The sequence below is a fragment of the Nonomuraea montanisoli genome, assembly GCF_013363975.1.
Lineage (GTDB): Bacteria > Actinomycetota > Actinomycetes > Streptosporangiales > Streptosporangiaceae > Nonomuraea > Nonomuraea montanisoli.
Map to the genome: position 1 here is coordinate 129563 of NZ_JABWGN010000003.1, position 18686 is coordinate 148248.

20 protein-coding genes and 1 riboswitch are annotated in these 18686 nt (G+C 73.5%); of the genes, 4 read left to right on the forward strand and 16 right to left on the reverse strand.

Going from position 1 to position 18686, the window contains the following annotated elements:
- Positions 1 to 116 precede the first annotated feature (116 nt).
- Positions 117 to 713, forward strand: coding sequence for a hypothetical protein (locus HTZ77_RS07490; protein ID WP_175588742.1), 597 nt, complete (start codon positions 117 to 119; stop codon positions 711 to 713).
- 63 nt (positions 714 to 776) lie between these two features.
- Here the strand turns inward: HTZ77_RS07490 and HTZ77_RS07495 are convergent, their stop codons facing one another.
- From HTZ77_RS07495 to HTZ77_RS07500, 3 genes are all read right to left on the reverse strand, one after another.
- On the reverse strand, positions 777 to 2072 hold the full coding sequence (locus HTZ77_RS07495) for a dicarboxylate/amino acid:cation symporter (RefSeq protein WP_175588743.1): 1296 nt from the start codon (positions 2070 to 2072) through the stop codon (positions 777 to 779).
- Positions 2073 to 2213: 141 nt separating this feature from the next.
- A complete protein-coding gene (locus HTZ77_RS48680) occupies positions 2214 to 2312 on the reverse strand; it encodes a putative leader peptide (protein ID WP_376768070.1) in 99 nt (32 codons plus the stop codon).
- Positions 2313 to 2488: 176 nt separating this feature from the next.
- Complete coding sequence (locus HTZ77_RS07500; protein WP_175588744.1) at positions 2489 to 3529, reverse strand: LLM class F420-dependent oxidoreductase; 1041 nt, start codon at positions 3527 to 3529, stop codon at positions 2489 to 2491.
- 109 nt (positions 3530 to 3638) lie between these two features.
- Here HTZ77_RS07500 and HTZ77_RS07505 point away from each other — a divergent pair, with 109 nt between their 5' ends.
- Positions 3639 to 4526, forward strand: coding sequence for an endonuclease/exonuclease/phosphatase family protein (locus HTZ77_RS07505; protein ID WP_175588745.1), 888 nt, complete (start codon positions 3639 to 3641; stop codon positions 4524 to 4526).
- Here the strand turns inward: HTZ77_RS07505 and HTZ77_RS07510 are convergent.
- From HTZ77_RS07510 to HTZ77_RS07530, 5 genes are read right to left on the reverse strand one after another with little or no spacing between them, the layout of a single operon-like run.
- Positions 4523 to 5098, reverse strand: a complete 576-nt coding sequence (locus HTZ77_RS07510; RefSeq protein WP_175588746.1) for a nucleotidyltransferase family protein — start codon at positions 5096 to 5098, stop codon at positions 4523 to 4525. The two genes, HTZ77_RS07505 and HTZ77_RS07510, sit on opposite strands and share 4 nt — an antisense overlap.
- Positions 5095 to 6186, reverse strand: a complete 1092-nt coding sequence (locus HTZ77_RS07515; RefSeq protein WP_175588747.1) for an XdhC family protein — start codon at positions 6184 to 6186, stop codon at positions 5095 to 5097. The genes HTZ77_RS07510 and HTZ77_RS07515 overlap by 4 nt, the downstream gene beginning before the upstream one ends.
- Positions 6179 to 7303, reverse strand: coding sequence for a vWA domain-containing protein (locus HTZ77_RS07520; RefSeq protein WP_175588748.1), 1125 nt, complete (start codon positions 7301 to 7303; stop codon positions 6179 to 6181). Before HTZ77_RS07520 ends, HTZ77_RS07515 begins: the two co-directional genes overlap by 8 nt.
- Positions 7296 to 8207, reverse strand: coding sequence for an AAA family ATPase (locus HTZ77_RS07525; protein WP_407940481.1), 912 nt, complete (start codon positions 8205 to 8207; stop codon positions 7296 to 7298). Before HTZ77_RS07525 ends, HTZ77_RS07520 begins: the two co-directional genes overlap by 8 nt.
- Positions 8208 to 8246: 39 nt before the next feature.
- The gene (locus HTZ77_RS07530; protein WP_205302293.1) at positions 8247 to 11054 is read right to left on the reverse strand and encodes an AfsR/SARP family transcriptional regulator; all 2808 of its coding nucleotides are present in this window, start codon (positions 11052 to 11054) and stop codon (positions 8247 to 8249) included.
- A 98-nt stretch (positions 11055 to 11152) separates the two neighbouring features.
- Here HTZ77_RS07530 and HTZ77_RS07535 point away from each other — a divergent pair, with 98 nt between their 5' ends.
- Both HTZ77_RS07535 and HTZ77_RS07540 read left to right on the forward strand, forming a co-directional pair.
- Positions 11153 to 11605: a carboxymuconolactone decarboxylase family protein gene (locus tag HTZ77_RS07535; protein WP_175588749.1), complete on the forward strand. Its 453-nt coding sequence runs from the start codon at positions 11153 to 11155 to the stop codon at positions 11603 to 11605.
- A gap of 37 nt (positions 11606 to 11642) precedes the next feature.
- On the forward strand, positions 11643 to 11933 hold the full coding sequence (locus HTZ77_RS07540) for a hypothetical protein (RefSeq protein WP_175588750.1): 291 nt from the start codon (positions 11643 to 11645) through the stop codon (positions 11931 to 11933).
- A 16-nt stretch (positions 11934 to 11949) separates the two neighbouring features.
- On the opposite strand, the gene HTZ77_RS07545 is transcribed toward HTZ77_RS07540, so the two are convergent.
- The 8 genes from HTZ77_RS07545 to HTZ77_RS07580 all read right to left on the reverse strand — a co-directional run bounded on the left by HTZ77_RS07545 (position 11950) and on the right by HTZ77_RS07580 (position 18620).
- Complete coding sequence (locus HTZ77_RS07545) at positions 11950 to 12402, reverse strand: PH domain-containing protein (protein WP_175588751.1); 453 nt, start codon at positions 12400 to 12402, stop codon at positions 11950 to 11952.
- Positions 12403 to 12421: 19 nt separating this feature from the next.
- Positions 12422 to 12892, reverse strand: a complete 471-nt coding sequence (gene ribH / locus HTZ77_RS07550) for a 6,7-dimethyl-8-ribityllumazine synthase (RefSeq protein WP_175588752.1) — start codon at positions 12890 to 12892, stop codon at positions 12422 to 12424.
- On the reverse strand, positions 12889 to 14106 hold the full coding sequence (locus HTZ77_RS07555; protein ID WP_175588753.1) for a bifunctional 3,4-dihydroxy-2-butanone-4-phosphate synthase/GTP cyclohydrolase II: 1218 nt from the start codon (positions 14104 to 14106) through the stop codon (positions 12889 to 12891). The genes ribH and HTZ77_RS07555 overlap by 4 nt, the downstream gene beginning before the upstream one ends.
- A complete protein-coding gene (locus HTZ77_RS07560; RefSeq protein WP_175588754.1) occupies positions 14103 to 14771 on the reverse strand; it encodes a nicotinamide mononucleotide transporter family protein in 669 nt (222 codons plus the stop codon). Before HTZ77_RS07560 ends, HTZ77_RS07555 begins: the two co-directional genes overlap by 4 nt.
- Positions 14768 to 15358, reverse strand: a complete 591-nt coding sequence (locus HTZ77_RS07565; protein WP_175588755.1) for a riboflavin synthase — start codon at positions 15356 to 15358, stop codon at positions 14768 to 14770. Before HTZ77_RS07565 ends, HTZ77_RS07560 begins: the two co-directional genes overlap by 4 nt.
- The gene (ribD, locus tag HTZ77_RS07570) at positions 15358 to 16566 is read right to left on the reverse strand and encodes a bifunctional diaminohydroxyphosphoribosylaminopyrimidine deaminase/5-amino-6-(5-phosphoribosylamino)uracil reductase RibD (protein ID WP_175588756.1); all 1209 of its coding nucleotides are present in this window, start codon (positions 16564 to 16566) and stop codon (positions 15358 to 15360) included. Before ribD ends, HTZ77_RS07565 begins: the two co-directional genes overlap by 1 nt.
- A 317-nt stretch (positions 16567 to 16883) precedes the next feature.
- A riboswitch (FMN riboswitch) is annotated at positions 16884 to 17014 on the reverse strand.
- A gap of 100 nt (positions 17015 to 17114) precedes the next feature.
- Positions 17115 to 17876 (reverse strand): oxygenase MpaB family protein, encoded by a 762-nt coding sequence (locus tag HTZ77_RS07575; RefSeq protein ID WP_235994443.1) that lies wholly within the window; start codon positions 17874 to 17876, stop codon positions 17115 to 17117.
- Between the two features lie 222 nt (positions 17877 to 18098).
- The gene (locus HTZ77_RS07580; RefSeq protein ID WP_175588758.1) at positions 18099 to 18620 is read right to left on the reverse strand and encodes a MauE/DoxX family redox-associated membrane protein; all 522 of its coding nucleotides are present in this window, start codon (positions 18618 to 18620) and stop codon (positions 18099 to 18101) included.
- Between the last annotated feature and the right edge of the window lie 66 nt (positions 18621 to 18686).

The window sequence follows — 18686 nt, forward strand, 5'->3', positions numbered from 1 at the left end:
CCGCATCGGGCCGGGAATTGTGTGGGATGGACTGAAAAACCCGTTTATCGGGTTATTCAGCGAACTTCACAGGTCTATGCAGTAGACCGCCCTTCACGGAAATTCGGGAGATTCGCGTGATCAACTTGCTGACCGAGAACTTCTTCCTCGCCCCGCTCGATCCGGTACCCCTGTTCATCGACGCAGCCGAAGAGCTCGAGCGCTCCAGAAGGCTGAATCCGAAGGTCGAAGAGGCAGCCTCCCTCCTGGGAGGGCGCTTCGGCGAGCTCGCGGAAAAGGATCTCAGCGATCTCATCCTCCCGACCCTCTGGGCCTCGACCCGCAATCTCCCGATATGTCCGCCTCCTAGGCCGTCATGGCCCCCAGCCCAGCCGAGCGCGACGGCCATCGACGGCCTTCTCCGCGGCGGGTATGTGCCGGACGAGACCGGCATGGACCTTCTCGCTGCGGCGGAAAGCCTGCTCGCCACCGCCTTCAGCGTGGAGAGCCTGCAACGACTCAGCAACGAGGTCGCGGCATGGTCGAGAAGCCGCGACGACAACGGCCTGCGACTCGAAAGGCTCCGGCAGGAGACGTTCGAACTTCAGGAAGGCGTGGTGAAGGTCAACCCCGAACGCGGTGGTGGTGCCTGCGTGGGTGCCGCCGTCGTGGTTGGAGCGGTCTTCGCAGCCGGCTTCGCGGCAGGGTACGCGATGGGCAAAAGGGCCAAGTAGCACCACGAAACGCACGAAGGGCGGGAAGCACACGGCTTCCCGCCCTTCATGCGGCGCGGCGCGTCAGGCCGCGGCCGGCTCCGGGGCGCCGGCGGAGCGCTCCGAGCGGGGCGCGTCCAGCTCCTGCGGCGCCGCGTTGAAGACCGCCTCGTCCAGGCGGCCCTCCGAGCGGGCCACCAGCACCGGCACGACCATCTGCCCCGCGACGTTGGTCGCGGTGCGGATCATGTCGAGGATCGGGTCGATCGCCAGGAGCAGGCCGACGCCCTCCAGCGGCAGGCCGAGCGTGCTCAGCGTCAGCGTGAGCATCACCGTCGCGCCCGTGAGGCCGGCCGTGGCCGCCGAGCCGACGACCGAGACGAACGCGATCAGCAGGTACTCGCCCACGCCCAGCGGCACGTTGAACACCTGGGCCACGAAGATGGCGGCCAGGGCCGGGTAGACCGAGGCGCAGCCGTCCATCTTGGTGGTGGCGCCGAACGGCACCGCGAAGGAGGCGTAGTCGGCGTCCACGCCGTTGCGCTCGATGGTGACGCGCTGGGTCAGCGGCAGCGTGCCGACCGAGGAACGGGAGACGAAGGCCAGCTCGATGGCGGGCCAGGCGTTGCGGTAGAAGGTCAGCGGGTTGACCTTGCCCCAGACCGACAGCAGCACCGGGTAGATGGCCAGCAGCACGATGAAGCAGCCGGCGTAGACGGCGACGCTGAACTTGGCGAGCGGCGCGAGCAGCTCCCAGCCGTAGGTGGACACGGCCTTGCCGATGAGGCCGGCGGTGCCGATGGGGGCCAGGCGGATCACCCACCACAGCGCCTTCTGCACCAGCTCCAGGACGGAGCGGCTGAGCGCGAGGAACGGCTCGGCCTTCTCGCCGACCGCGAGGGCGGCGGCGCCGAGGACGGCCCCCAGGAAGACGATCTGGAGGACGTTCATCTCGCTGAAGGCGGTGACGACGTTCGTGGGCAGGATGCCGGTGACGAAGTCGAGCCAGGTGCCGGCGCCCTCGGTGTCGACGGCCTTGGCGGCGCCGGTGTCGAGGGTGACGCCCTGGCCGGGGTTGATCACCAGGCCGAGCGCGATGGCGAAGCCGACGGCCACGGCGGCGGTGGCGAGGAACCACAGCAGGGTCTTGGTGGCCAGCCGGGCGGCGCCGTTGACGTTGCGCAGGTTGGCCACGCTGACCAGCACGGCGGTGAACACCAGCGGCGGCACGGCGAGCTTGAGGAGCTGGACGAAGATCTGGCCGACCTTGGTCAGGGTCTCGGCGAGCCAGGCGACGTCCCAGATCTTGGCGGCGAAGCCCAGCGCGACGCCGAGCACGAGGCCCAGCAGAAGCTGGAGGGAGAAGCTGAATCTCTTCACGACGGAAGACTCCGGAGGTACGGGCGGGCACGGCGGGGCGCGCCTCAGGCGGTCAGGGAGGTGGTGCCCGGGGGTGGCGTGGCACGAAGTGGCGCGAAGCGCCACGAAGGGGGATCGGCGATCAAGCGCGTCAGAGCGCGATCAGCGACAGAGAGACCCCAGAACCCGGCACAGGTCGATGTGCAGGCGTTCGACGAGCCGCACGATCACCACAGAAAACCTCACGAGCGTGTTCAACACGCCGCCTCCACGGCCGCATTCCCCGGCCCGGAGTGATCGTCGTCACACCGGGCCGGGCGATTCCACGGGAGTCAGCCGGCCGTGCTCCCGATACCGGCTCAGCCGGCGCTGCTCCGGTGCCGGCTCAGCCGGCGCTGCTCCGGTGCCGGCTCAGCCGGCGCTGCTCCGGTGCCGGCTCAGCCGGCGATGTCCTTGATGCGCTCGATGAGCCGGACCCGCTCCTCGTGCGTGCGCCCGAGCGGCGCGACGTTGAGCGTCGTCACGCCGGACTCCCTCATCGCCTGGACCCGGTCGCGCACGAAGCCCTCGTCGCCGATCAGCGAGATGTCGCGCAGCAGCTCGTCCGGCACGAGCGCGGCGGCCTCGTCCTTCTTGCCGTCGAGGTACAGCTCCTGGATCTGCTCGGCCTCCTTCTCGAAGCCGTAGCGGCGGGCCAGGTCGTTGTAGAAGTTCTTGCCCTTGGCGCCCATGCCGCCGATGTAGAGGGCCGCCATCGGCCGGCCGAACTCCAGCAGCCCGGCCACGTCGTCGCCGATGGCCAGCGACGCCTGGGCGATGACGTCGAGCTCGCCCAGCTCGGGATCGCGCCTGGCCTTGCCCGCGGCCAGCGCCTCGCCCCACACCGCGCCGGCCCGCTCCGGCAGGTAGAAGATCGGCTCCCACCCCTCGGCGAGCTCGGCGGCCAGCTCGACGTTCTTGGGGCCGATGGCGGCCACGACGATCGGGATGCGCGGGCGCACCGGGTGGTTGATGAGCTTGAGCGGCTTGCCGAGCCCCGTGCCCTTGTCCGGCGGGAGGGGCAGCGTGTAGTGGCGGCCCTCGTACCGCACGCGCTCGCGCCGCCACACCTGGCGGCAGATCTCGATGACCTCCCGGGTACGGCCGAGCGGCGCGGTGTACGGCACGCCGTGGAAGCCCTCGACGACCTGCGGACCGGAGGCGCCGATGCCGAGCGTGAACCGCCCGTCGGAGACGAAGTCCATGCCGGCGGCCGTCATGGCGAGCAGGGTGGGCGTGCGCGAATAGATCGGCAGGATGCCCGAGGCGATCTCCAGCCGCTCCGTCCGCGCCGCTATGTAGCCCATCTGGCTGACCGCGTCGAAGCTGTAGGCCTCGGCCACGAAGACGATGTCGAGCCCGGCCTTCTCGTAGTCGGCCAGCTCGGCGACCGTCTCCTTGAAGCCGCCCGAGTAGTTGAGTGCCATACCGATGCGCATTGCCGGGCTCCCGATACCGAATGTTATTCCGTTGCGAGGACAACAGATTAGCGCGTCCGCGCGTCGCGCGGCGACCGGCTAGCCTGGGGCAGATCGCGGAGAGGGGCCGATGCTGAACAGGATCGTCGTGGTGGTGGCGGCCGTGGTGGCTCTGGTGCTGGCGGGGCACCGGCTGGTCCCCGCGATGGGCGGCTTCACCCCCGTCCTGGAGAGCCTCCTCCCCTGGCTCGGGCTGGCCGTGCCCCTCCTGCTCGCCGCGGCGGCCCTGGCCCGCTCCCGCCTGGCGGCGGTGGCGGCGCTGGTGCCGGGCCTGGTGTGGGCGGTGATGTTCGGCCCGGCCGTCTTACGGTCCCCGCCCGGCGGACGCTCCGACCTGTCGGTCGGCACCGTCAACGTCGGCGTGGCCAACGGCTCCTCCGGCACCGCCGTGGGCTCCATCGGCGAGGGCCTCGACCTGCTGGCCGCCCAGGAGCTGACCTCCGGCGGACCGGCCGCCAAACGGCTGAACGCCCTGTTCCGCGACCACTACACGGTCAGCACGGTCGGGCTGTGGAGCCGCTATCCGATCCGCCGGTCCAAGCCGCTCGACGTCGGCATGGGCTGGGTGCGGGCGCTGCGCGCGGTGGTCGACACCCCGAAGGGCGACGTGACCGTGTACGTCATGCACCTGGCCTCGGCCCGGCCCGGGCAGACCGCCTCCCGCGACGAGTCGCTGGCCGCGGCGCGCCGGCTGATCGACGCCGACACGAGCAAGCGCATCCTCCTGCTCGGCGACCTCAACACCGCCACCACCGACCGCGGCATGCGGGGGCTGACGCCGCCGCTGCTGGACGCGCAGCAGGAGGCCGGGCGGGGGTTCGGCTTCACCTGGCCGTCGTCGTTCCCGATCACCCGGCCCGACCACATCCTGTACAAGGGGATGACGGCGACCGAGGCCGGGGTGGCCCCGGCGACGGGCAGCGACCACCGCGCGGCGACGGCGTCCTTCCGCCTCTAGCCTTCGCGGCTCAACCTGCCGAGGTCGGCGGGGGTGTCGATGTCGGCGGGGTCGCCGAGGCCGTCGCACGGCACCTCGGTCACCAGCTCCGGGTGCGCCTTGATGAAGGGCCGGGCCCCGACGTCGCCCACCGCCAGCCGGGCCACCTCGGCGAAGTCGCCCCGCGACAGCAGCACCGGGTTGCGCCGCCGCCCGCCGTACGTGGCGACGGCCAGCCGCGCGCCGCTCGCGACCAGGGCCCGCACCGCCTCCGGGCGGATGAACGGCTGGTCCACCAGCGCCACCACGACCGCCTCGGCCTGCTCGGGCAGCGCCGCCAGCCCGACCCGCAGCGACGAGCCCATGCCGGAGCGCCAGTCAGGGTTGCGCACCACGACCGCGCCACGCACCTGGACGGTCGCCGCGCCCACCACCACGACCACGGGATGGCAGCCGCCCTCCTCCAGCAGCCGCACCCCCCGGTCGACCAGCCGCTCCCCCTCGTGCTCGACCAGCGCCTTCGGGGTGCCGAGCCGGGAGCCCTCGCCGGCCGCGAGCAGCAGGCCGGCCACGCGCGAGCGCCGCACGCTCATGATGCCTCGTGGTGGATGCGGCCCGCGGTGTCGCTGAGCGGCCGGCCGGAGCCGCCCCACCGGAGCTGGATCAGCTCGGCCGCGATCGACACGGCCGTCTCCTCCGGGGTGCGGGCGCCCAGGTCGAGGCCGATGGGCGAGCGCAGCCGGGCCAGCTCCTCCTCCGCCAGGCCCGCCTCCCGCAGCCGGTCCAGCCGGTCCTCGTGGGTGCGGCGCGAGCCCATCGCCCCGATGTACCCGGCGGGGGTGCGCAGCGCCACCTCCAGCAGCGGCACGTCGAACTTCGGGTCGTGGGTGAGCACGCAGATGACCGTGCGCTCGTCCACGGTGGTCGAGGCGAGGTAGTCGTGCGGCCACTTGACCACCACCGCGTCGGCCTCCGGGAAGCGTTTGGGCGTGGCGAAGACGGGCCGGGCGTCGCAGACGGTCACGTGGTAGCCGAGGAACTTGCCGAGCCGGGCCACCGCGGCGGCGAAGTCGATCGCGCCGAACACCAGCAGGCGGGGCGGCGGCGCGAACGAGTGGACGAACACGGCCAGGTCGTCCAGCCGCCGCTCGCCCCGCGGGCCGTACCTCCTGATTGCGGTGACGCCCTGGGCCAGCATGCCGCGCGCGTCGTCGTCCACGGCCTCGTCGAGCCGGTCGAGCCCGAGCGTCCCGGACGAGCGGTCCGGCCAGACGACGCGGCGGGCGCCCATCCGGCCGGGCCCGGACACGACGGTGGCCACGGCGACCGGCTCGTGCGCCGCCACCGAGCGGGCGATGTCGCCGAGCTCCGGGTACGTCTCGATGGACACCGGCTCGACCAGGATGTCGATGATGCCGCCGCAGGTCAGGCCCACGGCGAACGCGTCGTCGTCGGTCACGCCGTACCGCTGCAGGACCGGCTCGTCGATCTCGGCGGCCAGCTCGAACACCGCGCCCTCGACGCACCCGCCCGACACGCTGCCGACCACCTCGTCGCCCCGCACCGCCATCGCGGCGCCGGGCGGCCGGGGCGCGCTGGCGAACGTGCTGACCACGGTCGCCAGCCCGAACCTGAGCCCCGACCTCCACCACCGCATGATCTCGGGCAGCACGTCACGCATGGGCGAGCCTTTCGCTGAGGTCCTCGTAGGCGGCCAGGCTGTGCCCGGCCACCAGGTCGTCGAGGTACGGCAGGGCGGCGCGCATGCCCCCGGTCAGCGGCTCGTAGTCGTCGTACCCCTTGTGCGGGTTGACCCAGATCACCCGGTACGCCTGGCGGGCCAGCCGGGCCACCTGCGTGCCGAGCAGGCTCGGGTCGCCGCGCTCCCAGCCGTCCGAGGCGATCACCACGATGTCGCCGCGGGCGTGGCGCCGGCCGAGGAACTCCTGCAGCTCCTCGCCGAGCCGGGTGCCGCCGCTCCAGTCGGGGATGGCCCGGGAGGCGGCGTCCAGGGCCGTGCCGGGGTCGCGGTGGCGCAGCTCGGCGGTGATCGGGGTGAGCCGGGTGCCGACCGCGTAGACGCGGGTGGCCCGCGGCTCGCTCCTGACCAGGGCGTGCGCGAAGCGCAGCAGCGTCTCGGCGTACGGGGCCATCGACCCGCTGACGTCGACGAACAGCACGACGCCGCGTGGCCGTACCGTGTGGGTGCGGCGCAGCAGGCGGGCCACGTCGCCCTTGCGCAGCGCCTCGCGGATGGTGCGCCGCTGGTCGAGCCGGCCCCGGGCGGCGGGCTCGAAGCGCCGTGAGCGGCGCGCCGCGCGCCCGGCGCTGAGCATCGCCAGCATGCGGTGCACCTCGGCCCGTTCGGCCTCGGTGAGCGCGGCCACGTCGCGGTGGCGCAGCAGCTCCGTGCGGCTGGCGCTGCCCGGGGCGCTCTCCTGCTCGCCCTCCCCGGCGTCGTCGCCGGCCTCGTCGCCGAGGGCGAGGGTGTGGCGGGTGACGGTCACCGCCCCGGCCGGCCGCCGGGAGGCGGCGCGTCCGCCGAAGTACGCCTGGAAGCAGCGGTCGTAGCGGGGCAGGTCGTCGGGCCCGGCGCAGAGCGTGAGGCGGCCGGCCCAGTAGACGTCCGCCGGCCGGGTCACGTCGAGGTGGCGCAGGGCGCCCAGCAGGGCGTGGGTCCGCTCGTGGTCGGCGCCGACCCCGGCCGCCCGCAGCGTCCGCGCGAACCCGGTCATGGTGGCGGCCAGCCCGCCGGCGTCCTCACCCGTGGCGGCCGGCCCGCCGGCGTCCTCACTCATGGCGCAGCAGCCCACGCGACAGGACGCTCTCGACGTCCTCGCGGTACTTCAGCGCGGCCCCCAGGGTCGCGGCGGCCCGGTCGGGGTCCAGCTCCTTGGCGCCGAGGGTCAGCAGCGCCTCGGTCCAGTCGAGCGTCTCGGCCACGCCGGGCGGCTTGACCAGGCCGGCGCCGCGCAGCCGGGCGGCGGCCCGCGCGACCTGCGCGGCCAGCGTCTCGGTGCAGTCGGGCAGCCGGCGCAGCAGGATCGCCACCTCCCGGTCGAAGCCGGGGTGCTCCAGCCAGTGGTAGAGGCAGCGGCGCTTGAGCGCGTCGTGGACCTCGCGGGTGCGGTTGGAGGTGACCACGACGACCGGCGGCGTCGTGGCGCGCACGGTGCCGAGCTCGGGGATGGAGATCGTGTAGTCGGACAGCACCTCCAGCAGGAACGCCTCGAACTCGTCGTCGGCCCGGTCGATCTCGTCCACCAGCAGCACGCTCGGCCCCGTCTCCAGGGCCTTGAGCAGCGGCCGGGCGATGAGGAAGCGCCGGTCGTAGATCTCGCCCTCCAGGCGGCCCACGTCGGTGACGCCGGCGGCCTCGGCGGCCTTGAGGTGGAGGAGCTGGCGGGCGAAGTCCCAGTCGTACAGGGCCTGGGCGGCGTCGAGGCCCTCGTAGCACTGCAGCCGGATCAGCGGCGCCTCCAGCAGCGCGGCGAGCGCCTTGGCCAGTTCGGTCTTGCCGACGCCGGCCTCGCCTTCGAGGAACAGCGGCCGGCGCATCCGCAGCGCCAGGAACGCGGCCGTGGCCAGCCCCTCGTCGGCGAGGTACGCCTGCCGGTCGAGCAGCTCGACGAGCCTGTCCGGCGACTCGATGCCCGCCGCCGCGCCGATCGCGCCCTTCGCCTCACCCGTCCGCCCCAGCACGCTTTCAGGCTACGCGCCGAGCCGCCGTGGCGATATTGGTCACAGAGCCCGGCTACTCACGGACAGGCATCGCTCACGCAAAGAGTCCTCCAGGAAGGAGCGGACCTCCCCGGCCTCCGGGACGCCGAGCTCCTCGTACAGGCGCAGCGCCTCCCGGCCGTGCTCGCGGGCCCGTTCCTCGTCGCCGAGCGCGAGGTGGGCGCGGGCCAGCCCGTCGTGGGCGCGCGCCTGCTCCGGCCGGTGGCGCGTCAGGCCGGCGAGCGCGAGCGCGGCCGTGTGCTCCTCGGCCGCCCGGGCCGGGTCGCCGGCCGCCTCGGCCATCCCGTTGAGCGCGGACGCCTCGTCGCCGGCGCTGCCGAGCCCGCGGTAGAGGGCCGCGGCCTGCTCGTGCCGGGCGCGTGCCCGCGCGAGCTCGCCCTGGCCCCGCAGGACGACGCCGAGGTGGTCGAGGATCAGCGCCTCGCCGGCCGGGTTGCCGACCTTGCGGTGCAGCGCGAGTGCCAGGTCGAGGTGGCGCCGGGCCTCCTCCGGACGGCCGGCCCGGTCGAGGGCGAGGGCGAGGATGCCGAGCACGTGGGCCTCGCCCCAGGTGTCGGAGCCGATCCGGGTGAGGTCGAGCGCCTGCGCGAGGTACCGCTCCGCCTGCTCGTCCTGGCGCCGGCGCAGGGCCACGTTGCCCAGCGCGAGCAGGGCCCGGGCCCGGTCGTCGGCCCTCTCGCACGCGTCGAGGGCCTGGTGCGCGTGCTCCTCGGCCCGCTCGTACTCGCCGAGCCGCCAGTACGTCCACGCCAGGTCGGTCAGGGCCCGCTGCTCGACCTCGCGCTGGCCGAGCTTGCGGCCGCGCCGCAGCGTCAGGGTGTGCAGCGTGAGCGCGTCGTCGTGGTGCGCCTGCCGGTCGAGGTAGGGGCGCATCGCCAGGGCGAGCATGCCCAGGCAGATCTCGGGGCCGTGGACGGCGGTGGCGATGATGTTGGAGCGTTCGGCGTCGAGCCAGGCGAGCGCCTGCGCGGCGTCGCGGAGGGGCGCGACCGGGGTGGCCGGCTGCGGGATGCCCTCCCGCTGGGCGACGCTGTGCGGGTAGAGCCGGTCGATCGCCGCGCGGGCGCGGTGCAGGTAGTACGTGAGCAGTCGCAGGACCGCGCCGTCGTCCTCGGCGATCGAGCGGGCGTGCTCGCGGAGCAGGTCGTGGAAGGTGTACCGGCCGGGTTCGAGCTGCAGCAGCATGTGGGCGTCGAGGAGGCCCTCCAGCAGCTCCTCCGCCTCCTCCTCCGGGAGCCCGGCCAGCGCCGCCGCGCCGTACGCGTCGATGTCGCGCCCGGGCACCAGCCCGAGCAGGCGGAACATGCGCTGCTCGGCCTCGTCGAGCTGCTCGTAGGACAGGGCGAAGGCCGCCGAGACGCCGTTGAGGAGCCGGCGGTGGTCGTGCAGCCGCTCCGCCAGGTAGGACACGCTCCAGCGGGGGCGGTGCTGGAGGCGGGCAGCCGACAGGCGGATGGCCAGCGGGAGGTGCCCGCACAGCCGCAGCACCTCGCGTACGGCGTCGGGCTCGTGGCGGGCGCGCTCGCCCACGATCCGTTCGAACAGCTCGACGCCGTCCTCCTCGTCCAGCGCGTCGACCGACAGCGCGTGGGCGCCGTCGAGGTCGACGAGCCGCCGCCTGCTGGTGATCAGGACGAGGGTGTCGGAGTGCCCGGGCAGCAGGGGGCGTACGTGCTCGGCGTCGAGGGCGTTGTCCAGGACGGCGAGCACGCGGCGACCGGCCAGCTCGGCGCGCCAGAGGGCGCCGCGCTCGGCCGGGGTGACCGGGATGCGGTCGGCGGGGACGCCGAGCTGGCGGAGCAGGGTCTCCAGCGCGGCGGCGGCGTCGACCGGCTCCCGGCCCGCGGTGTGGGCCTGCAGGTCGATGAACAGCCGGCCGTCCGGGTAGCGCTCGGCCAGCCGGTGGGCCACGTGGACGGCGAGCGCGGTCTTGCCGATCCCGGCCATGCCGTCGATCGTGACGACCGCCGACCGCTCGGTCACGAGCCGCTCCAGCTCGGCGGCGCGTCCGGAGAAGTCGGAGATGTCGTACGGCAGGTAGGTGGAGCGGCGCGGCGGGCCGGAGGCCGCCGGCGCCGGCGCCGCCGTCGCGGCGGCCAGGCGCAGGGCCGGGTCGTCGGCCAGGACGGCCCGCTCCAGCTCGGTGAAGGCGTGCCCGGGGTCCAGCCCCTGCTCCTCCGCCAGGGCCGTCCGGTAGGAGCGCGCCGCCGCCAGGGCGTCGGCCTGCCGGCCCGCCCGGTGCAGGGCCAGCACGAGGTGGCCGTTGAGCTTCTCGCGCAGCGGGTCGGCGGTCACCTGGGCGGCGAGCTCGTCGAGCAGGTCGCCGTGCCGCCCGGCGGCGAGCTCGCCCTCCACCAGGCGCTCGTACGCCGTGAGCCGCCGGTCGTTCCAGAGGTCGCGGACGCCGGCGACGTAGTGCGCGTGCACGTCCTCCAGCGCCTCGCCGCGCCACAGGGCCAGGGCCTCGCGCAGCTCGCCGGCGGCCACCAGGTCGGTGAACGCGTGCGCGTCGACCTGGCCGGGCCGCGGCTGCGCGACGTAGCCGCCGGCCCGCGTCTCCAGGAGCTCTCCGGCCCCGGCGCCGCGCAGCACCTTGCGGATCGCGGTGATCGAGGCGTGGATCTGCGATCGGGCCGTGTCGGGCTGGTCGTGGCCCCACATCGCCTCGATCAGCCGCTCGATGCTGATCACCCGGCCGGCGTTGAGCAGGAGGTAGGCCAGCACCGCCCGGTGACGTGGGGCGACGCCCGTCAGCGGCGCGTCGTCCGCGACCAGTTGGACGGGGCCGAGAAGGGTGAAGCGCAGCATCGTCCCCCCATCACCTTCGCATCGTGCGCGCATCGCGAATGTATCAATCCGGGCGGCCACTCTGGACCCACACGAACACGACAGACAGGGAGAACACCATGGAAGCCCGGATGAAGAACCCCGCCACGGTCATCCCCACGGCGATGAAGCCGATCATGGAGCTGATGAAGGCCGCGCAGTCGCAGGGGCTCCCCCAGGAGCTCATGGAGATGATCCACCTGCGGGTCAGCCAGATCAACGCCTGCAGCTTCTGCGTCGACGCCGGCCTGAAGAACCTGCGCAAGCTCGGCGAGAGCGACGAGCGCATCGGCCTGGTCGCGGCCTGGCGCGAGGCCCCGTACTACACCGACGCCGAGCGGGCCGCGCTGGAGCTGGCCGAGGCCTCGACCCGGCTGGCCGACAACGCCGACGCCGTCTCCGACGAGGTCTGGAACAACGCCGCCGACCACTTCGACGAGCAGCAGCTCGCCTCGATCCTGCTGATGACCGCGGTCACCAACCTCTTCAACCGCCTGAACGCCCCGATCCGGCAGGTCGCCGGCAGCTGGTAAGCCCCCGTCACCCACGTAGAGAAAAAGGAGAACCGCCATGTCCGTCGTCCGCTCGCACCGCTACTCCGTCGCCGACGCCGACCTCGAGGAGTTCCTGGCCCGCCGCACCTCCCTGATCGCCACCGTACGGGAGGGACACCCCGGCCTCACCCACACCGTGCTGATCCAGTTGGAGAACGGCACCTACAGCGACACCTGGCACTGGGAGAGCGGCGAGCAGATGGGCGCGGCGTTCGCCGCCCTGCCCGCCTTCCCGGAGGCGCCGCTGACCATGGCCCTGACCAAGGACGCCACCGCCCTGAACGGCCGGCTCGTCGACGAGCGCTGAGCCCGGCGAGGAGGGATCACTCCTCGCCGGCCTCGCCGCGCTCGCGGATGAGCGCGGCGAGCTCCGCCGTGGCGCGGCGGGCGCGGGCCTTCTCCGAGCCCTGGATGCCCATCGCGCCGATCGTGCGGCCGTCGGAGAAGTCGAGCTTGGGCCAGGGGTCGCCGACGAGCAGTGTGACGTCGATGACCTCGGGCCAGCTGTAGCGGTGGGTGCGCAGGACGTTGACGATCGTCAGGCCCTCGTCGTCGGCCTGCACGCGCACCCGCCCGAGCAGGTGCAGCACCCACGCCACCGCCAGCCCGAACACCACGAACGCGATCCGGTCGGCGATCATGAACGGCTCGGCGATGAACAGCGCCATCAGCACGGCCCCCACGACGACGATCACGGCGAAGGCGTACGGGACGATCCTTCCCCGGCTCGGACGCCAGGTGACGGGCAGACTCGGGGCGGGCACGGGCTCGGGCACGCGTCGAACCTACAACAGCTCAGGCGAGGTCCCGCAGGAGGAGTGCCGTCTCCAGCGCCGCCACCACCGACTCGTACCCCTTGTCCTCCTTGCTGGCGGGAAGTCCGGCCCGGTCGAGGGCCTGGTCGAGCGTCTCGCAGGTGAGCACGCCGTTGCCGACCGGGGTGCTCTCGTCGAGCGAGACGCGGGTCAGCCCGGACGTCACCGAGTCGCAGACGTAGTCGAAGTGGGCGGTCTCGCCGCGGATGACCGCGCCGAGCGCCACGACGGCGTCGCAGCGGCGGGCCAGCGCCTGCGCCACGACCGGGATCTCCAGGGACCCCGGCACCCGTACGACGGTGGCGGTGGCGCCGCTGTCGTCGCATGCCCGCACGGCCCGCGCCACGAGCTGGTCGGTGATCTTGGCGTGCCAGCTCGCGGCCACCACGCCGACCGTCAGTCCGGACGCGTCCGGCGCCGCCGCGCTGGTGGGACGTCCCTCGCCGCTCATGAAGCCTCCGAGATGTCGTGGCCGAGGCGCTCGCGCTTGGCCCTGAGGTACCGCTCGTTGTAGGGGTTCATGGCCACGGGCATGGGCTCGCGGCCCAGCACCTCGATGCCGTAGCCGTCCATGCCGGCGAGCTTGGCCGGGTTGTTGGTGAGCAGCCGGACCGACTTGACGCCGAGGTCGGCGAGGATCTGGCCGGCGTTGGAGAACTCGCGGGCGTCCACCGGCAGCCCCAGCTCCAGGTTGGCGTCCACGGTGTCGCTGCCGTTGTCCTGGAGGCTGTACGCCTTGAGCTTGGCCAGCAGGCCGATGCCGCGGCCCTCGTGGCCGCGCAGGTAGACGACCACGCCGCGGCCCTCCTCGGCGATCGCGGCCATCGCGTGGTCGAGCTGCGGGCCGCAGTCGCAGCGCAGCGAGCCGAACACGTCGCCGGTCAGGCACTCGGAGTGGGCGCGGACGAGGACGTCGTCGCCGCCGTCCAGGTCGCCGTAGACGAGGGCGACGTGCTCGCCGCCGTCGAGGGCGCTAGCGTAGCCGTAGACCCGCCACATGCCGTACGCGGTGGGCACGTTGGTCTCGGCGACCCGGGTGACCATGCTCTCGGCGCGGCGCCGGTGGTCGACGAGCTGCTCGATGCTGACGAGGGCCAGGCCGTGCTCGTCAGCGAAGGCGCGCAGCCGGGGCAGCCGGGCCATGGTGCCGTCGTCGTTGACGATCTCGGCCAGCGCCCCGGCCGGTGACAGCCCGGCGAGCCGGGCCAGGTCCACGGCCGCCTCGGTGTGGCCGCGCCGGGCCAGCACGCCGCCCTCCTGGTAGCGCAGCGGGAAGATGTGGCCGGGCCGGACCAGCTCGTTCGGCTCGGTCGCGGAGTCGGCCAGGGTGCGGATGGTCCGCGCCCGGTCGGCGGCGGAGATGCCGGTGGTGACGCCGTCGCGGGCGTCCACGGTGATCGTGTACGCGGTGCGCATGCGCTCCTTGTTCTGCGCCACCATGAGCGGCAGGCCCAGCCGGTCGAGGTCGCGGCCCTCCATGGCCACGCAGATCATGCCGCTGGTGTGCCGGATCATGAACGTGCACAGCTCCGGGGTGGCCCGGCCGGCGGCGAAGATGAGGTCGCCCTCGTTCTCGCGGTTCTCGTCGTCCACCACCACGACCGGACGGCCGTCGCGGATGTCGGCGATGGCGCGCTCGATCGGGTCGAGCCTGATGCCGCTCACGAGGCCACCGCCACGGCGCCGCCGGTCGCCGCGCGGGCCCGGTACTCCCTGAGCCACTTGACGAAGCCCCACAGCACCAGCAGGAAGAACACCCCGTACACGGCGCCGGACACCACGAGCCCGGAGCTGAACGCCAGGGGCACGCCCACGAGGTCGACGGCCACCCACACGATCCAGAAGTCGACCAGGGCCCTGCCCTGCGCCCACGTGGCGACCGCGCTGCCGACGAAGATGTAGGCGTCGGCGGCCACCAGGAAGGCGCCCTTGGGCAGCGGCACGGCCGCGCCCCACGACAGCTTGAACACGTAGAACAGGACGCCGACGACGGCGGTGCCGGCCAGCATGATCACGACCATGGCGGCGCGCTCCCGGGCCGTCGCGGGCCGCACCGGCAGGCCGGAGCCGTTCTGGGTGCCGCGCCGCCACGCCCACCAGCCGTAGATCGCCAGCACCCCGAACAGCGCCTGCTTCAGGGCGTTGCCGGTGATGTGGGCGTTGATCGAGGCGACGAACAGCAGCACCGCGCCGGTGAGCTGCACGGGCCAGGTCCACAGGGATTTGCGCATCGCCAGCACGACCGTGGCCAGGGCGGCGATGTTGCCCACCAGGTCCGTCAAGAACACGTGCGTGCCGAACACGTTGAATCCGGCCTCTGCCCAGTTCACTGCCTGCCCACCAGCCTTTCGACATACTTCGCGATCACGTCGACCTCGAGGTTGACCAGGTCGCCGACCCGGAGCTCGCCCATCGTGGTCAGCTTCAGCGTGGTCGGGATGAGGCTCACGCCGAAGCTGTCGTCGTCAACCGTCGTGACGGTCAGGCTGATTCCGTCGATCGCGATGGAGCCCTTCTCGGCCACGTAGCGGGCGAGCGGCTCCGGGAGGGAGAAGCGCAGGTCGTCCCAGCGTTCGCCGGGGTCGCGCGACAGGAGGGTGGCGGTGCCGTCCACGTGGCCCTGGACGATGTGGCCGCCGAGGCGCTGGTCGGCGCGCACGGCCCGCTCCAGGTTGACGGCCGCGCCCTCCTCCAGGCCGCCGAGGGAGGTGCGGTCGAGCGACTCGCGCATCACGTCCACGGTGAACACGTCGCCGTCGACCTCGACCACCGTCAGGCAGACGCCGTTGACGGCGATGGAGTCGCCGTGGGAGGCGTCGGAGGTGACGAGGGGGCCGCGCACGGACAGCCGGGCGGAGCCGCCGGCCTGGACGAGGGCGGCGACCTCGCCCTTCTCTTCGATGATTCCGGTGAACATCACTGCTCCTTGCGGGGGAGGCCGGGCCCGGTGCGGGCCGTCAGGCGGAGGTCGGGGCCGACGCGGGTGACGTCGTCCAGCACGAGTCGGTGGATTCCGGCGATGCCGGTGACGCCGGCGTCGCCGAGGGCGGCGGCGCCGGAGCCGAGCAGGGCGGGCGCGAGGTAGGCGACGACCCGGTCGATGAGGCCCTGGCGCAGGAAGGAGCCGGCCAGGGCGGGGCCGCCTTCGAGGAACACGCTGACGACCTCGCGCCGGGCCAGCTCGCGCAGCAGCAGGCCGAGGTCGAGCCCGCCGCCGGGGTGGCGGGGGACGCGGACGAGGTCGGCGGCCCGGGAGCCGGCCGGCACGGGGGCGGGGGCGTCGGGGGCCAGGGCGAGCAGGGTGGGTGCCTCGCCGTCCAGGACGCGGGCGGCGGGCGGGGTGCGGCCGTCGGAGTCGACGACCACCCGCAGCGGCGGCCTTCCTCGGGGCGGTTGCGGGCTGTCGTGGGGTGGTCTTGGGCTGTCGTGGGGTGGTCCCGGGCTGTCCTCCGGGCTGTCGTGGGGTGGTTCCGGGCGGCTGTCTCGGGGTGGTTCCGGCTGGCTGTCTCGGGGTGGTTCCGGGCGGGCGGTGAGGCGGGGGTCGTCGGCGAGGACGGTGCCGATGCCGGCCATGATCGCGTCGGCCCGGGCCCGCAGCCGGTGGACGTCGGCCCGCGCCTCGGGCGAGGTGATCCACTGGCTGGTGCCGTCGGCGGCGGCCGAGCGCCCGTCGAGGGTGGCGGCGAACTTCCACGTGACGTGCGGTCGGCCCAGCCGCGCGTACGTCAGCCATTCGGCGTTGACCCGCTCGGCCTCCTCGGCGAGGAGTCCCGTCTCGACGGCGACGCCGTGCTCCCGCAGCCGGGCCGTCCCTCCGGCCGCCTTCGGGGTGGGGTCGGGCACGGCGACCACCACGCGGGCGATCCCGGCGGCGAGCAGCGCCCGACTGCACGGCCCGGTGCGTCCGGTGTGGTCGCACGGCTCCAGCGTCACGTAGGCGGTGCCGCCGCGCGCCCGCTCGCCGGCCTGCCGCAGCGCGACGACCTCGGCGTGCGGGCCGCCGGCGTACGCGTGGAACCCCTCCCCCACGACCCGGCCGCCGGCGTCGAGGATGACGCAGCCGACGACGGGGTTGGGGCTGGTGGCGCCTTGGCCGCGCGCGGCGAGCTCGACGGCGCGCGCCATGTGGCGGGCATCCGTCGCGGACCCGGCACCGTCGGCCTCTGTCGCGGGACCGGCAACGTCGGCGTGCGTCGCGGGCTCGGCAACGTGGGGGTCTGTCGCGGACCCGGCGACGTGGGGGTCTGTCGCGGACCCGGCGACATGGGCATGTGTCGTGGGATCGGCGACATGGGGGTCGCTTGCGGGGTCGGTGGTGCGCGCCGTGTCCCTGGTCTCCACCCCGGGTCTCCTCCTCGCCATCGGCTCTCGGCCATGGCGGGCCCCGGGGGATCGGACGATGCGCGTACGCATCACAGAGGCGCCCGGCGATCGCCGGACACCCGCGCGCTTCCTCCCATCCGGACTTTGACCGTCGGTCCCGGAATTCCACCGGGTCAACCGGCCGATGGCATCGGCCGGGTCGCGGACTATAACCGCCGGTTCGGAGTTTCACCGACCCCGGAGCACGCTAGCTCTGTTCTTGTACCAGTTTGCCATGCCGCCGAAGCGGCATGCGCCCACCCCCCACTATGGCAACCAAGCGGTCGCTTGGTCAAATGTGTGAGGGAGGCTCACGCGGCCATGATGCGCCGGGCCTCGCGGGCCGCCGGGGAGTACCGGACCTGGGCCGGGACGAGTCCGAGCCCGGTGTGCAGGGCTCGCAGCGTGGCCGTCGCCCACAGGTCGCCGACCGGGGTGGCGGGCAGCCCGTACAGGCGGCGCGCCCAGCGCGGCATGGTCGCGAACGCGAGCAGGGTGAGGGCCGGCAGGGCCGGGCGCAGGGGTGTGAGGATGAGCGGGAGCGGGGCGTTCAGCGACAGGCGCAGGGGATGCGCCGCCTCGGGCACGAAGCGCAGGCCGGGGCGCTGGGCCTCGATGTAGTCGCGCATCTCCGCGACCGTGCCGGGAACGCTGTCCGGCGCCAGCCCGACCACCTCGGCCGCGCGCCGCCACTCGGCGACGAACGTGTCGGCCTCGGCGTCGGTGAGCCGGACCCCGCCGCGCCGCGCCACCGACAGGTAGGAGTCCACCTCGCCGACGTGCACCCAGCGCAGCGCCTCGGGCTCGTCGAGGCGGTACTCCTCACCGGTGTCCGGGTCGTGCGCGGTCAGGCTGGAGTGGATTTTTCGGACGCGACGGGCGGCCCGTTCGACCTCGGCGTGGCTCCCGTACGTACGGATGCGGACGAACTCGGTGGTGCGCACGAACCGCGACCACGCCTCGGACGGGTCCATGAGGGAGGAGTGCTGGAGGACGCCGCGCATGGCGCGGGGGTGCAGGCCCTGCATGAGGAGCGCGCGCAGGCCGCCGACGAGCAGGATCGGCTCCCCCATCACCCGCCAGGTCACCGAACGGGGGCCGAAAAGGCCATGATCCGCCATAAGTGGGCAGTTACCCAGGTCTGGATGGCTTTATGTCACTTCATCCGGTGACAACGGCGTTCGCGTCATGCCCCTGGGACGCCCTGCGGGTCAGACGGCGCCCTGGGGCAGACGTTGCTCTGGGGGGACAGCGCTCTGGGGCGGACCGCGCTCCGGGGCGGACGGCGGCCGCTGTCAGGCTCCGGCGAAGAGGTCGACGAGATCGTCGAACGCGGCGACCAGGATGGCCCCGATCAGTCCGGCGACGCCCGCCACGACGACCCCGGCCAGCGCGGGCGTCCCCATGGGCAGCGCGAGGCCGAGCAGCGTGGCCGTGATCAGCAGGCCGTTCCGCACGAGATGGCGAGGCCCGAGCGGGGCGGCGGACGCGCCGAAGCAGCGACAGGGGGCCCGCCGTCCGCGCCGCAGCGCCACGGCGATCGCCACGGTGAACGCCGCCAGCAGCACGAAGGCCAGCGCCAGACCGAACGCCGCGACATCGGGCACCCCGGCGAGCAGCGGAACGGCCACCACGAGCGCCACGAGCCCCTCCAGCGCCGCCACCAGCACCGCCAGAGGGCGTCTCAGGGCGCGGCTCACGGGGACGAGGTCCGGTAACGAACGGGCGAACCCATCCAGATCCCGCGCCTTGGACACCGCCGTGATGGCGAAGACCACCGCGATCAGCCAGGCGCACCCGACCCGCACGTACTCCACTCGCGCACCTCCGCTGCCACTGTGCCGCCGATCACCCGGAGATCATGATGATCCGGGGGGACGGCC